Source organism: Phenylobacterium sp. (genome assembly GCF_016124325.1).
Classification (GTDB): Bacteria; Pseudomonadota; Alphaproteobacteria; order Caulobacterales; family Caulobacteraceae; genus Phenylobacterium.
The window spans coordinates 126,657-140,123 of sequence record NZ_WGNY01000033.1; the positions used below are offsets into that span (position 1 = coordinate 126,657).

The 13,467-nt window shown below is 69.7% G+C and carries 18 protein-coding genes; 10 read left to right on the forward strand and 8 right to left on the reverse strand.

All coding sequences use genetic code 11. The features are described from left to right. The first annotated feature begins 61 nt into the window (after positions 1–61). Together GC203_RS18825 and GC203_RS18830 are read left to right on the forward strand one after the other, a co-directional pair. The gene (locus GC203_RS18825; RefSeq protein ID WP_293457861.1) at positions 62–673 is read left to right on the forward strand and encodes a PEPxxWA-CTERM sorting domain-containing protein; all 612 of its coding nucleotides are present in this window, start codon (positions 62–64) and stop codon (positions 671–673) included. Between the two features lie 170 nt (positions 674–843). Next, positions 844–1,104, forward strand: coding sequence for a hypothetical protein (locus GC203_RS18830; protein ID WP_293457862.1), 261 nt, complete (start codon positions 844–846; stop codon positions 1,102–1,104). A 9-nt stretch (positions 1,105–1,113) separates the two neighbouring features. Here the strand turns inward: GC203_RS18830 and GC203_RS18835 are convergent, their stop codons facing one another. Further along, complete coding sequence (locus tag GC203_RS18835; protein ID WP_293457864.1) at positions 1,114–2,331, reverse strand: NADP-dependent isocitrate dehydrogenase; 1,218 nt, start codon at positions 2,329–2,331, stop codon at positions 1,114–1,116. A 185-nt stretch (positions 2,332–2,516) separates the two neighbouring features. On the opposite strand from GC203_RS18835, the gene GC203_RS18840 reads away from it, so the two are divergent. The 5 genes from GC203_RS18840 (at position 2,517) to GC203_RS18860 (ending at position 6,850) form a co-directional block, all read left to right on the forward strand. Further along, on the forward strand, positions 2,517–3,293 hold the full coding sequence (locus GC203_RS18840) for an RNA methyltransferase (protein WP_293457866.1): 777 nt from the start codon (positions 2,517–2,519) through the stop codon (positions 3,291–3,293). After that, a complete protein-coding gene (locus GC203_RS18845; protein WP_293457867.1) occupies positions 3,290–4,375 on the forward strand; it encodes a nitronate monooxygenase in 1,086 nt (361 codons plus the stop codon). The genes GC203_RS18840 and GC203_RS18845 overlap by 4 nt, the downstream gene beginning before the upstream one ends. Continuing rightward, a complete protein-coding gene (locus GC203_RS18850; protein WP_293457868.1) occupies positions 4,372–5,619 on the forward strand; it encodes a DUF1254 domain-containing protein in 1,248 nt (415 codons plus the stop codon). The genes GC203_RS18845 and GC203_RS18850 overlap by 4 nt, the downstream gene beginning before the upstream one ends. A gap of 151 nt (positions 5,620–5,770) precedes the next feature. Continuing rightward, entirely contained in the window at positions 5,771–6,388 is a 618-nt protein-coding gene (gene rpsD / locus GC203_RS18855) for a 30S ribosomal protein S4 (protein ID WP_293457869.1), read from the forward strand. Between the two features lie 87 nt (positions 6,389–6,475). Beyond that, on the forward strand, positions 6,476–6,850 hold the full coding sequence (locus GC203_RS18860; RefSeq protein WP_293457870.1) for a hypothetical protein: 375 nt from the start codon (positions 6,476–6,478) through the stop codon (positions 6,848–6,850). Here GC203_RS18860 and GC203_RS18865 read toward each other — a convergent pair. The 6 genes from GC203_RS18865 to GC203_RS18890 all read right to left on the reverse strand — a co-directional run bounded on the left by GC203_RS18865 (position 6,809) and on the right by GC203_RS18890 (position 11,131). After that, a complete protein-coding gene (locus GC203_RS18865; protein WP_293457871.1) occupies positions 6,809–7,927 on the reverse strand; it encodes a mechanosensitive ion channel domain-containing protein in 1,119 nt (372 codons plus the stop codon). The genes GC203_RS18860 and GC203_RS18865 overlap by 42 nt on opposite strands. 58 nt (positions 7,928–7,985) lie before the next feature. Continuing rightward, the gene (locus GC203_RS18870; RefSeq protein WP_293457872.1) at positions 7,986–8,417 is read right to left on the reverse strand and encodes a thioesterase family protein; all 432 of its coding nucleotides are present in this window, start codon (positions 8,415–8,417) and stop codon (positions 7,986–7,988) included. Between the two features lie 100 nt (positions 8,418–8,517). Then, positions 8,518–8,862 carry a Grx4 family monothiol glutaredoxin gene (gene grxD, locus GC203_RS18875; protein ID WP_293457874.1) on the reverse strand — a complete coding sequence of 115 codons (345 nt, stop codon included), beginning with the start codon at positions 8,860–8,862 and terminating at the stop codon, positions 8,518–8,520. An 82-nt stretch (positions 8,863–8,944) separates the two neighbouring features. Beyond that, on the reverse strand, positions 8,945–9,178 hold the full coding sequence (locus GC203_RS18880; RefSeq protein WP_293457876.1) for a BolA family transcriptional regulator: 234 nt from the start codon (positions 9,176–9,178) through the stop codon (positions 8,945–8,947). 45 nt (positions 9,179–9,223) lie between these two features. Beyond that, entirely contained in the window at positions 9,224–9,703 is a 480-nt protein-coding gene (locus GC203_RS18885) for a DUF1579 domain-containing protein (RefSeq protein WP_293457877.1), read from the reverse strand. A gap of 195 nt (positions 9,704–9,898) precedes the next feature. Beyond that, positions 9,899–11,131, reverse strand: a complete 1,233-nt coding sequence (locus GC203_RS18890; RefSeq protein WP_293457878.1) for a serine hydrolase domain-containing protein — start codon at positions 11,129–11,131, stop codon at positions 9,899–9,901. A gap of 85 nt (positions 11,132–11,216) precedes the next feature. Between GC203_RS18890 and GC203_RS18895 the strand changes: the two genes are divergently transcribed. After that, on the forward strand, positions 11,217–11,699 hold the full coding sequence (locus tag GC203_RS18895) for a CinA family protein (RefSeq protein WP_293457879.1): 483 nt from the start codon (positions 11,217–11,219) through the stop codon (positions 11,697–11,699). Positions 11,700–11,719: 20 nt separating this feature from the next. On the opposite strand, the gene GC203_RS18900 is transcribed toward GC203_RS18895, so the two are convergent. Next, a complete protein-coding gene (locus GC203_RS18900; RefSeq protein WP_293457881.1) occupies positions 11,720–12,394 on the reverse strand; it encodes an OmpA family protein in 675 nt (224 codons plus the stop codon). Between the two features lie 266 nt (positions 12,395–12,660). Here GC203_RS18900 and GC203_RS18905 point away from each other — a divergent pair, with 266 nt between their 5' ends. Together GC203_RS18905 and GC203_RS18910 are read left to right on the forward strand one after the other, a co-directional pair. After that, a complete protein-coding gene (locus GC203_RS18905; RefSeq protein ID WP_293457884.1) occupies positions 12,661–13,182 on the forward strand; it encodes a MaoC family dehydratase N-terminal domain-containing protein in 522 nt (173 codons plus the stop codon). Between the two features lie 3 nt (positions 13,183–13,185). Then, on the forward strand, positions 13,186–13,467 hold a 282-nt coding region (locus tag GC203_RS18910; RefSeq protein WP_293457887.1), incomplete at its 3' end, for a MaoC/PaaZ C-terminal domain-containing protein.

Genomic DNA, 13,467 nt, shown 5'->3' on the forward strand with positions numbered 1-13,467 from the left:
CTGAGGCGCGGGGGGCCTTGAGATGAAAAACAAATTTGCCGCACTTGCGGCGACTGCCGGCTTGGCGCTCGCTGCCACGCAGGCGCATGCGACGGTCTTCGCCGGGAACTGGTACCTCGACGAGTTGAAGACCGATGATCCGGGCTTGGTGCTCGCCGCCAGCGCGTTCAGCGGCAGCTTCAACGTCAACCTGGCGCCCAGCGATGGCAACCCGGGCAACGGCAACGAAGAAATCGCCGTCGTTCCGCTGTTCGCCCTCTACACGACCGAGAGCGCGATCAACCTGGACGACGTCTTCGTCACCGGGACCGCGAAGCTCCGCTTCGTGTTCGATCTGCCCGATCCGAACAATGGCCCGACGGAAGTCACCGGCGTGACCGGCGGCATTCCGTTCACGATCAACAAGGGCTACCTCGACTGGAATCCCGGCGACCTCCTGGATTCCAATGGCAAGATGACGCTCAACTTCGGTCCGCTGAACGATGGCGTGCTGAGCATCTACGTCAACGGCGGCACCTTCAACGGTTCGAACAACCAGCTGTCGGTCTCCGCCAACTTCGACTGGGACCACGACGCCACGGCCGTTCCCGAGCCCGCCACCTGGGCGCTGATGATCGCCGGCTTCGGCATGGCCGGCGCCGCGATGCGGCGTCGCCGCGTGTTTACCGTCTGACGGCGATCCATCGTCAGAACCCCTGTGAAGCGGCCGGGGCTCGCCCCGGCCGTTTTGCGTTGCGGACGGGGCCGGCATGGCGCGAGAACGCCTGAAGAACCCATATTGACAGAACGGAACAATGGGCGCGCGCTGGCGTTGATCCTGCTGGGCTGGTCGGAGGTCCCGATATGGAAACCCGCGCTCATTTCGGCGAGCAGACGCCCGATACCCTCACCCACGAGCGGACCTACCACGCGTTCAGCCTGCTGACGCGCTGGGCGATGCTGCTGATCGGCGACGCGACCCTCTGGCTCACCCTGTGGTTCGCCACCCCGGCCGGATTCCTGGGCGCCACGGTCACGGCGATCGTCGTCTTCGTGGCCGGCTACTATTTCCTCGTGCGCCACGAGGAGAAGCAGCCTCTCGACGTCTGGAAGGAAGGCCGCTAGGCCGCCGGCTCAGGCGGCCGCGAGCGCCTTCTCGAGATTGACCGCCACCTTGTCGATGAAGCCCTCGGTGGTGAGCCAGCCCTGGGTGTCACCAACCAGCAGCGCCAGGTCCTTGGTCATCGAGCCGCTCTCGACCGTGGACACGCAGACCTTCTCCAGCGTCGAGGCGAAGCGGTCGAGTTCGGCGTTGCCGTCGAGCTTGGCGCGGTGCTTGAGGCCCTGGGTCCACGCGAAGATCGAGGCGATCGAGTTGGTGGAGGTGGATTCGCCGCGCTGATGCTGGCGGTAGTGGCGCGTCACGGTGCCGTGGGCGGCCTCGGCCTCCATGACCTTGCCGTCGGGCGTCACCAGCACCGAGGTCATCAGGCCCAGCGAGCCGAATCCCTGGGCCACCTGGTCGGATTGCACGTCGCCGTCGTAGTTCTTGCAGGCCCAGATGAAGCCGCCCGACCACTTCAGCGCCGAGGCCACCATGTCGTCGATCAGGCGGTGCTCGTAGGTCAGGCCCGCGGCCTTGAACTGGTCGAGGTATTCGGTCTCGTAGACCTCCTGGAAGATGTCCTTGAAGCGCCCGTCGTAGGCCTTGAGGATCGTGTTCTTCGTCGAGAGGTAGATCGGGTACTTCCGGTTCAGGGCGTACGACAGCGAGGCGCGCGCGAAGTCGCGGATCGAATCGTCGAGGTTGTACATCGCCATGGCGACGCCGCCGCCCGGGAAGTCGTAGACCTCGTGCTCGATCGTCTCGCCGTTGTCGCCTTCCCACTTCACCGTCAGCTTGCCCTTCGAGGGCACCTTGAAGTCGGTGGCGCGGTACTGGTCGCCGAACGCATGGCGGCCGATGATGATGGGCTGGGTCCAGCCGGGGATCAGCCGCGGCACGTTCTTGCAGATGATGGGTTCGCGGAAGACCACCCCGCCCAGGATGTTGCGGATCGTGCCGTTCGGCGACTTCCACATCTTCTTGAGATTGAATTCCTTCACCCGCGCTTCGTCCGGGGTGATGGTCGCGCACTTGATGCCGACGCCGTACTTCTTGATCGCCTCGGCCGCTTCGACGGTCACCTTGTCGTCGGTGGCGTCGCGGTGCTCCATGCCCAGGTCGTAGTAGTCGATCTGGAGATCCAGGAACGGGAAGATCAGCTTGTCCTTGATCAGCTTCCAGATGATGCGGGTCATCTCGTCCCCGTCGAGATCGACGACGGGGTTGGCGACTTTGATCTTGGCCATGAGGGGCGGGCGCTCCGGGCGAATATGTCTTTGGGGCCGTATAGCCGCCATGGACGCCGACGCAAAGGCTCGGCGACGCTGCTGACGTCGCGGAACCCTCGCGCCGCGTGAAGCCGAGGCGACCGTCGCGGCCTGAACGCGCCATCGGGGTTGCCATCGCCGGTTGGGGCTTCTCTAAACGCGGCATGGCCGAAGCCGCTCCTCTTGCCCCCGTCATCATCCTGAACGCCCCGCAGCTGGCGGAGAACATCGGCGCGGTGGCCCGCGCCATGGCCAACTTCGGCCTGACCGACCTGCGGCTGGTGAATCCGCGCGACGGCTGGCCCCAGGAACGGGCCTGGGCCTCGGCCTCCGGCGCGGAGTGGCCCCTCAACGCGGCCAAGGTGTGCGGCAGCGTGGCCGAGGCGATCGCCGACCTCCAGCGCGTCTACGCCACCACCGCGCGGCCTCGCGAACTGCAGCTGCCGGTGATCACGCCGCGGGCCGCGGCGGTCGAATGGGTCGAGGCCGTCGGGCGCGGCGAGCGCGTCGGCCTGCTGTTCGGCGGCGAGCGGGCGGGACTGGAGACGGCCGACGTGGCGCTGTGCCAGACGGTGGTGACCATCCCGATCGACACGCGCTTCCGGTCGCTGAACCTCGCCCAGGCGGTGGCGATCAACGTCTACGAGTGGCGTGTGGCCCAGGCCGATGCGCCGCCGCCCAACTTCCGCCCCGGCGCGGCGCCCGCCAGCGGCGAGGCCCTGCTGGGCTTCTACGAGCACCTGGAGCGCGAACTGGAGACCTCCGGCTTCTTCCACCCGCCGGAGAAGACGCCCAACATGATCCAGAACCTGCGCGCCGCCCTGGGCCGTGCGCGCTTCACCGACCAGGAGGTCCGCACCCTGCGCGGCGTGGTCACGGCCCTGAGCCGTGGCCGCGGCAAGGTGCTGGAGAAGCTGGCGCGGAAGAAGGACAGCCCGTGAGCCTCCGCGACCTGCTGAACGGCCTGCCGATCCCGATCCTCCAGGCTCCGATGGTGGGCGCCTCGCTCGACGCCCTGGCGGTGGCGGTCAGCGAGGCCGGGGGCATGGGCTCGCTGGCGGCCGGCGCCTTGTCGCCGGAGGAGATCGGCCGCGCCGTGGCCGGGATGAAGGCGCGGACCGGCGCGCCGTTCGGCGTGAACCTCCTGATGGCGCCCCGGGCCGAACCCGCCGCGGCCGAGCTCGACGCCGCGCTCGCCCGCCTGGCGCCCTGGTACCAGGCGCTCGGCGCGCCGCTGCCCGAGGCGCCCAACAGCTTCGCTGTCGACTTCGAAGCCCAGCTCGCCGCCGTGACCGAGGCCGCGCCCGCCGTCGCCTCCTTCACCTTCGCCATCCTGACCGGCGAACAGGTCGAGGCGCTGCATCGCGCCGGCGTCCTTGTGGTGGGCACGGCCACCACGGTCGCCGAGGCCCGGGCCTGGGCCGAGGTCGGCGCCGACGGGATCTGCGCCCAGGGGTTCGAGGCCGGCGGCCACCGGGGCCACTTCCTGGCCGAGGCCGAGGCGAGCCTGGTGGGAACCATGGCGCTGGTCGCGACCATCCGCGCCGCCGTCGACCTGCCGGTGATCGCCGCGGGCGGGATCATGGACGGCCGCGGCGTCGCCGCCGCGCTGGCGCTGGGCGCGGCCGCCGTCCAGATGGGCACGGCCTTCCTGCTGTCGGACGAGGCGACCACCTCGGCGCCCTGGCGGCGCGCGCTGGCCGGGGCCGGCGACGACCCGACGCGGCTCACCCGCGCCTTCACCGGCCGCCACGCCCGCGGCGTGGAGAACAGGTTCATGCGTCAGATGCATGGGGTCCAGGACGACGTGCCGGCCTATCCTGTGCAGAACCGGCTGACCCAGCCGCTGCGCGCCGCCGCCGCCAAGGCGGGCGACCCCGAGATGCTCTCGCTGTGGGCGGGGCAGGGGGTCCGGCTGGCCGCCGCGGGCCCGGCGGCCGACATGGTGCGCCGCTGGTGGGCGGAGGCCGGCGAGGCCGCCGCGGAGGTCGCGGCGCGGACAGGACGGGGAACGGACGGTTGACGGATCTGAGAACGGCGGCGCGCGAGGCCTACATCTACACCCTGCCGCTGATCGAGGTGGCGACCACCCGCGCCCGCGGCCAGAAGCTGGGCCACCAGATGGGCGTGTTCGCCCACGTGCGCGCCCTGGCCACCCACAAGCACCGGGCCGTCACCACCCCCAACAACGACACCCTCTATTCCACCGCCCAGATCGACCTGTCGGCCGGCCCGGTGACGATCACCCTGCCGCCCACGGGCGACCGGTACTTCTCCCTGGCGCTGATGGACGCCTACACGAACAATTTCGCCGTCCTCGGCACGCGCACCACGGGCCCCGACGGCGGCGTCTTCCGCCTCGTGGGGCCGAACGAGGCGGCCGAGGGCTGGGGCGTGATCCGTTCGCCGACCAACCACGTCTGGGCCCTGGCCCGCATCCTGGTCGACGGCCCGCACGACCTGGACGCCGCGCGTGAGGTCCAGGCGGGGCTGTCCATGCAGGGGCCGGCCTGCGAGGCGCCCGGGCCCTATGCGGCCCGTTCGGCGGACTGGCGGGAATACTTCGACGCCGCGGCGAAGCTGATGGCGGCCAATCCGCCGCCGGCGACGGACCTCGCGGCGCTGCGCGCCATCGCGCCTCTCGGCCTGGCCGAGGGCTTCGATCCAGCCCGGTTCTCGGAGGCGCAGGCGGCCGAGATCGAGGCGGGCCTCGCCGAGGGCCGCAAGGCCGCGCGCGGCGGCGGCGGGCTTGCCGGGACGGATTTCGTCGAAGGCTGGTCCTATCCCAGCGCCCGGCTGGGCGACTTCGACCAGGACTACGCCTATCGCGCCGCCGTGGCCCTTGGCGGGCTGGCGGCCCTGCCGCCCGCCGAGGCGATGTACATGCGCGCCGCCGCGCCCGACGGCCGGGCGCTGTTCGACGGGACCAAGGCCTGGCGCCTGCACTTCCCGGCCGGTGCGCCGCTGCCGGTCAATTCGTTCTGGTCGCTCAGCCTGTACGAGGCCACCGACGACGGGCAGTTCTTCTTCACCGACAATCCGCTCGACCGCTACGCCATCGGCGACCGCACGCCGGGCCTGACGGCCAACGACGACGGATCGCTCGACATCTGGATCGGCCACCAGAACCCCGGGCCTGGGCGCGAGGCCAACTGGCTGCCGGCGCCGGCCGGGCCGTTCGCGCTGTTCATGCGCGCCTATCTGCCCAAGCCCGACCTGCTGGAGGGCCGATACCGCCTGCCGCCGATCGAGGCGGCCGATTCTTGACTCCGCCGGCCCCAGCCGTCATACACCGCGCCTTCCAGCCGCCGGGCCCGCCCGCGCGGTCCGGAAACCTATGACGGGTTGATGCATAGCCGCCGTTGAAATCGCGATCGCTTTCCGTGGTCGCCGGCTCGCGTCGAAATGAGAGTGATCTATGTCGAAGCGCCATAGCGCCAAGTACAAGCTCGACCGCCGGATGGGCGAAAACGTCTGGGGTCGGCCCAAGTCTCCCATCAACACCCGCGCCTACGGCCCCGGCCAGCACGGCCAGCGCCGCAAGTCCAAGGTCTCGGACTTCGGCCTCCAGCTCCGCGCCAAGCAGAAGCTGAAGGGCTACTACGGCAACATCACCGAGAAGCAGTTCCTGCGCATCTACACCGAGGCCGCCCGCCGCAAGGGCAACACCTCGGAGAACCTGATCGCGCTGCTGGAGTCGCGCCTGGACGCGGTGGTCTACCGCGCCAAGTTCGTCCCGACCCCGTTCGCCGCCCGCCAGTTCGTCAACCACGGCCACGTGCTGGTGAACGGCAAGCGCGTGAACATCCCGTCCTACCGCGTGAAGGCCGGCGACGTGGTCACGGTGCGCGAGCGTTCGCGCAACATGGCCCTGGTGCTGGAAGCGCTGCAGTCGGTGGAACGCGACACGCCCGACTACATCACCATCGACACCAAATCGATGAGCGCCACCTTCGTGCGCGCGCCGGAACTGGCCGAAGTGCCGTACCCGGTGAAGATGGAGCCGAACCTCGTGGTCGAATTCTACGCGTCGTAAGCGGCGCCGACGACCGACGGAAATTTCGAAGGCCCCGGAGCAATCCGGGGCCTTTTGCATGCGCGCCGCCTGTGGCCAAGTTGGGCGATGGATCGACGCGTCTTCCTCACCGCCGCCCTGGCGCTGGCCGGCTGCGCCACGGCCCCGCCGCAAATCCTGGCGCCCGCCGGCGCGGGTCTGCCCGAGTTGGAGCCGCTGTACGGCGCACAGGCCGGCCGCGACGGGATCACGATCAGCGTGGCGTCCAACGGCTGCACCGAGAAGGCCGACTTCGCCTTCTATCTGGAGCGCCGGGGCCAGGCGCTGACGCTGGCCTTCGGGCGCAAGCGGGTGGACACGTGCAGGTCGTTCGCCATGGGCCGCACCGACCTCAGCTTCACCTGGGACGAGCTGAACCTCCCGCCGCGGGCGCCGGTGTTCCTACTGAACCCGCTTCTGGCGTGGACGGGGCCGGGGAGCTGAGGCGGCTTCGGCCTCCACCTCGACCCGCTGGCGGGGCAGGGCGCGGGGATGGGCCTCCTGCAGCCAGGCGACGAGGTCCTCGCGCAGCCGGCAGCGCAGGTCGAAGGCCGAGCCGGAGTTGGCGGCGCTGGCCAGGATGCGGACCGTCATGGTGCGTTCGGTCAGGTCGGTGACCTGCACCGCCCAGGTCTTGCCGTCCCACTCCGCGGCGGTGTCGAGGATCGCCTTCACCTTGTCGCGCAGGGCGTCGATCGGGGTGGAATAGTCGACGTACAGCATCACCGAGCCCAGCAGTTCGGCCGACTCGCGGGTCCAGTTCTGGAACGGCTTCTCCAGGAAGTAGCGCAGCGGCACGATCAGGCGGCGCAGGTCCCAGATGCGGATGACCACATAGGTCGAGCCGATCTCCTCGACGTTGCCCCACTCGCCCTCCACCAGCACCGCGTCGTCGATGCGGATCGGCTGGGTGAGCGCGATCTGGACGCCGGCCAGGAGGTTGGAGAGCACCGGCTGCAGCGCGAGGCCCACGATGATGCCGGCCGCGCCGCCGGCCGCCAGCAGGCTGACGCCCAGCTGCCGCACGCCCGGGATGGTCATCAAGGCGAAGGCGGCGGTGAGCAGCACCACCAGCGTCGCCATGGCGCGTCGCAGGATGCGCACCTGGGTCAGGTGCTTGCGCGCCAGGAGGTTGTCGGCGACGTCGACGCGGTAGCGGTTGAGGTAGAGCGCCGAACCGATGTCGAGCGCGGTCATCGCGCCCCAGCCGACCAGGATGATGAAGGCGATCAGCAGGCCGTGCTGGACGAAGCTGGCCTCGCGCGCCGGGAAGGGCGCCGCGCCGATCGCCCAGCTCACCGCCCCCAGGCACAGCGCCAGCCGGACGGGCCCGCGGGTGCGGATCAGCAGCGGCCGCCAGAACGAGTCGGGCGCCCGCAGTCTCTGGCGCACGAGGCGCACGACGCCGCCGTAGAGCGTCTGGGCCACCCCGAGGGCGATCGCGATCAGGATCAGGCTGAACACCCAGGGCGGCGCCCAGGCGAACTGGCTTTGCAGGTCGGCTACGTAGTCGTCGAGCATCGCGTGCGAGGCATTTCAGGTCCCGTCCAAGGCCGCAACCCCTGACGGCGCGATTTGTTCAGTCCGGGGCGCCGGCGAACATCTCCGGAATCCAGTCCGGCACGCGGCGCGGGCGGCCTGTGGCCTGTTCGATCAGCACCCAGGTGGTGACGACCTGGGCGCACATCTGGCCGTCGGGGCCGTCGATGCGGATGAAGCGGTCGAAGCGCGGGCCGTCGGGCGCCTCGGCCACCCAGGTGCGCCCCTGGGCGGTCTCGCCGGGCATCAGCGGGCGGCGGTAGTCGATTTCGTGGCGCAGCGCGATCCAGGCCCAGGTCGCCTGGGCCTCGGCCGAGGCGAGCGAACGCCAGTGGGCCACGCCCATGTCCTGGGCCCAGCGCAGATAGACCACGTTGTTCACGTGGCCGTTGTCGTCGATGTCGTCAGGCGTGGGCTCGAACGTCAGGCGGAAGACCGGCCGGCCCTCCGGCGGTTCGAGCAGCTTGGTCACGCTAGAGCCTCCCCGATTTGGACCTGTCCAAATCGGATGGGGAGGCTCGATTCTTCAGGTTGAAGGCGCGTCGAGCGGCAAAACCGGCGGCCACTTTTGCCTACGCGCCTTCCAGGAGACCTTGTTCCTCGAACAGGCTCTTCAGCTCGCCCGACTGGAACATCTCGCGCACGATGTCGCAGCCGCCGACGAACTCGCCCTTCACATAGAGCTGCGGGATGGTCGGCCAGTCGGAATAGGTCTTGATGCCCTCGCGCAGCGCGTCGCTCTGCAGGACATTCACGCCCACGAAGTCGACGCCGAGGTGATCCAGGATCTGCACCGTCACGGCCGAGAAGCCGCACTGCGGCTGTTCCGGCACGCCCTTCATGAAGAGCACGACGGGATGTTCGGCGACGGACTTGGCGATCCAGTCGTGGACGGGATCGGCGGCGGTGTCGGTCATGGCGCTCGCCCTTTCGGCGGAAATCTCTGGCCCAAGAGCTAGGGAGCGGGGGCCATCCGGTCAAGCGCGTCAGGTGGGCGCGCTATTGGGGCGCGGACGTCTCCAGGGCGAGCGCGTGCAGTTCGCCGCCCATCTTGCCCTTGAGCGCCGCGTAGACGAGCTGGTGCTGGCGAACGCGCGGCAGGCCGGCGAACGCGGTCGAGACGATGCGGGCCTTGTAGTGGTCGCCGTCGCCGGCGAGATCCTGGATCTCGATCTGGGCGTCGGGGAAACCTTCGCGCAGGGCGGCTTCGAGGGCGTCTTGGGACATCGGCATGGCGCCGACTTAGGCGCTCCTGGACGCCGGCTCAAGACGAACCGTTCAGGCCGCCCGGGTGAAGGCCATGGTCCAGTTCTCCTCCCAGGTCGCGCCGCCGTCGTACGAGAACGCCTGGCTCCAGCGGGCCGAAGAGGGGGTGATGTCGCTCCAGAGGAAGCGCACCTTGACCGAGCGGTCGCCGTCGAGGTCCTCGCCCTCGAAGCGGCCGACGCCATCACGGAAGCCGCCGCGCACCGGCGCCTGCAGTTCGCCCGAGGCGCTGCTGACCCAGTAGATCGACCACCGGCGGGTCGCCAGGTCGAAGGCGCGCAGCGCCACGCCCTGGGCCGCCAGGCTGGGGAAGTCATGCTCCTCGACGTTGCAGAGGCCGTCCATCAGCCCCTGGGTGAAGCTGGTCCCGGCGAACTCGTCCCACTCCGCGCAGCCGGCGCCGCGCGCCTTCAGGCGGCGGTGCTGCACGCTCCAGCGGCCGTAGAGGAAGTGGAAGTCGCGGCGTCCGTCTTCGTGGGCGTCGTAGGCCATGTCCGGATCCTCGCTGGAGACCCGGACAACCTAGGGCGAGCCTGCTGACAGGGCCTGTCAGCAGGACGACGGAAGCGACCCCACCCCGCGCGCCTTCGGCGAGTCGCCCTCCCCATGAAAGGGGAGGGAAGGGCGATCTTTCCCTCCCCCTTGTGGGGAGGGTGGATCGCGGCGCAGCCGTGAGACGGGTGGGGCTCAGTCGATGATCGACGCGTAGACGATGCTCTTGAGCTGGCCGCGGAAGTTGAAGGTGCCCGAGGGCATGAGCTGGGTCATGAAGACCACGCTGAGGTCCTCCTTCGGGTCGACCCAGAAGATCGTCGAGGCCGCCCCGCCCCAGTAGAAGTCGCCCGCGCCCAGGGTCCCCGTCTCCACCTGGCCCATGGTGGAGGCGAAGCCCAGGCCGAAGCCCACGCCCTCGTTGGCGGTCTCGGAGAACGAGCCCAGGGCCACCTGCGTAAGGTCCTTGCCCCCGGGCAGGTGGTTCATGTGCATCATCTCCAGCGTGCGCGGGCCGAGGATGCGGTGGCCGTCGAGCTCGCCGCCCCGGCGCAGCATCTCGCAGAAGCGCAGGTAGTCGGCGCTGGTCCCCGTGAGGCCGCCGCCGCCCGACTTGAAGCCGGGGTCGGCGAGGAACGGGCTGTTCCCCGGATCGTCGATCAGCTTCAGCTTCTTGTCGGGGCCGCGCTGGTAGTTGGCGGCGAAGCGGTCCTGCTTGTCGGGCGCCACGAAGAAGCTGGTGTCCTTCATGCCCAGGGGATCGAAGATCGTCTCCTGCAGGTACTGGGCGAAGGGCTTGCCCGAGATGATCTCCACCAGGGCGCCGCAGACGTCGGTGGCCAGCGAGTACATCCACTGGGTCCCGGGCTGGTAGCGCAGCGGCACCTGGCCCAGCTTGTCCATGAACTGCTGCATGGTGTCGGCGCCGCCCACCGAGCGCACCTTCAGCTCGCGGTAGATCCTGTCGATCGGGTGCTGGATGCCCACGCCGGGCAGGCCGCCGCCGTAGGTGAGGCCCGCGGTGTGGCTGAGCACGTCGCGGAAGCTGACGGGCCGGTGCGCCGGCTCGGTCTGCATCACGTCGCCCTCGCCCGAGGTCCAGACCCGGTGGTCCTTCCACGACGGCACGAAGCGGCTGACCGGGTCGTTGAGCTGGAAGTAGCCCTGCTCGTAGAGCGTCATCAGCGCGACCGAGGTGATCGGCTTGGTCATGGAGTAGATGCGGAAGATGGCGTCCTCGGCCATCGGCTTGCCGCGCTCGAGGTCCATGGAGCCGAACGAGCGCGAATAGGCGATGTGGCCGTGGCGGGCGACGTTCACCTGGCAGCCGGCGATCTTGCCCGGGCCGATGTAGTTGCGCTCCAGGTGATCGGTGATGCGCTCCAGCCGGCCCGCGTCCAGGCCGGTCCATTGCGACTGGGCGTCCATCAAATTCCTCCCGCAGTATGGTTCTTGGCTTCAATCTCGGCATCATGGGCCTCGAACGGCGAGAACGCCAAGTGGAAGGACGGGTATGGACGAGCTGGAGGCCCTGGCGGCCGCGATCGGGGCGATGCTCAAGGAACGCGGCGAGAAGATCGCGGTGAACGAGAGCTCGTCGGGCGGGCTGATCTCGGCGGCGCTGCTCTCCGTGCCGGGGGCCAGCGCCTACTACCTGGGCGGCGCGGTGGTCTACACGCCCAAGGCGCGCGTGCTGCTGACCGACATTCCCAAGGAGGCGCTGGCGGGGATGCGCTCGGCCAGCGAACCCTATGCGCTGCTCCTGGCCAACAACGCGCGCGAGCGATACGGCGCGACCTGGGGGATCTCGGAGACCGGCGCGGCGGGGCCCACGGGCAACGGCTACGGCGACGCCGCGGGCCACACCTGCGTGGCGATCGCCGGGCCGGTGGAGGCTGTGCTGACCATCGAGACCGGATCGGAGGACCGCTCGGCCAACATGGTCGCCTTCGCCGCCGCCGCGCTCGACCTCCTGAAGCGGGCGCTGGAGGCCTAGGCGGCGACGCCGCCCGCCGTCTAGCCGGTGAAGGGCCGCACGACGATTTCGACGCGGCGGTTCTGGGCGCGGCCGGCCTCGGTGGCGTTGGAGGCGATGGGCTGGGTCTCGCCGCGGCCGGCCACGTAGAGGCGATCGCGCAGGACGCCGCGGCTGATCAGATAGTCGGCCACCGAGGCGGCGCGGCGTTCGGAAAGCCGCTGGTTGTAGTCGGCCGCGCCGGTGGAGTCGGCGTGGCCCACCACGTCGATGGTCGTCTGCGGATAGGCGACCAAGGTGTCGGCCACCTTGTCCAGGGTGGGATAGAAGCGGCTCTGCACGTCGGACTGGTCCACGGCGAACGTCACGTCGGACGGCATGTTGAGGACGATGTTGTCGCCCTGGCGCTGGACGTCGACGCCCGACCCCGCCAGATCCTGGCGCATCTTGGCCTGCTGCTTGTCCATGTAGAGGCCCACCGCGCCGCCGGCCAGCGCGCCGACGCCGGCGCCGATCAGGGCGTTCTTGCGGCCCTGCTCGCTCTTGCTGGTGTTGGTGAGATAGCCCAGGAGCGCGCCGCCCGCGGCGCCGGCCAGGACCCCGGTGCGCGCGTTGCTGCGCACGCGTTCGCCCGTGTACGGGTCGGTGGTGGTGCAGGCCCCGAGGGCGAGGGCGGCGGACAGGCCAAGGCATAGGCCGGCGGTCTTGCGGGACATGAACGATCCAGGCTGTTGATGAGGCCACACCAACGCGCGGGACCCCGCGCCGTTCCCGCAGACGCCGACGCCGGGCCGGCTGAAGCGGCGAAGCCGCGAGGTCATGAACCACGGATTTCTCGGATCGCACGGATGGGCGCCGAGCCGATCCGTGTCCATCCGTGCAATCGTGGTTTGAAGATTGAAGACGCCTTCGGCGCGGGCTCTCGCTTGACGACGGCGCGCGGGCGTTCCTGACTAGGGGCGACAACGAAAGAGGGAGCGAGATGGCCGCAAAGAGATTTCCTGTCGAGGCCGGGCACATCATGATGTTCGCCCGGTCGATCGGCGACGATAACCCGGTCTACTACGACGACGAGGCGGGCAAGAAGTCGGCCGCCGGCGAGGTGATCGCCCCGCCCACCTTCGTCCAGGCCAGCGCCCAGTTCGACCCCGACTACTTCCTGCGGCCCAAGGTGGGCCAGCCGTGGTTCGGCTCGGGCAAGAACCCCACGGGCATCGTGCGCGCGCCCGGCGGCGGGGGCGGCGGTGGAGGCGGCGGCGGGCTGCACGCCGAGCAGCACTACGAATACCACCGCCCGCTGCGGGCCGGCGACGTGCTGACGGCGACCACCAAGCCCGGCAAGACCTGGGAGAAGGAGGGCCGCCGCTCGGGCAAGCTGGTGTTCTCCGAGAGCGTCACCGAATACCGCAACCAGGACGGCGAGCTGGTGATCACCGCCCGCGGCGTCGGCGTGCGCACCGAGCGCCCCGTCGAACAGCCCGCGGCCAAGAAAGAGGAGGCCTGAGCCATGGCGCTTTCCGCCAGCAAGCTCAAGGTGGGCGACGTCCACACCGCCCGCCTCGTCGAGGACCTGAAGCGCACCCAGATCGTCCAGTACGCGGGCGCCTCGGGCGACTACAACCCGCTGCACACCGACGAGATCTTCACGACCAAGGTGGCCGGCTATCCCTCGGTGTTCGCCCACGGGATGCTGACCATGGGCATGACCGGCAAGATGCTGACCGACTATGTGGGCGACGCGCGGCTGACCAAGTACGGCGTGCGCTTCACCAGCCAGGTCTGGCCGGGC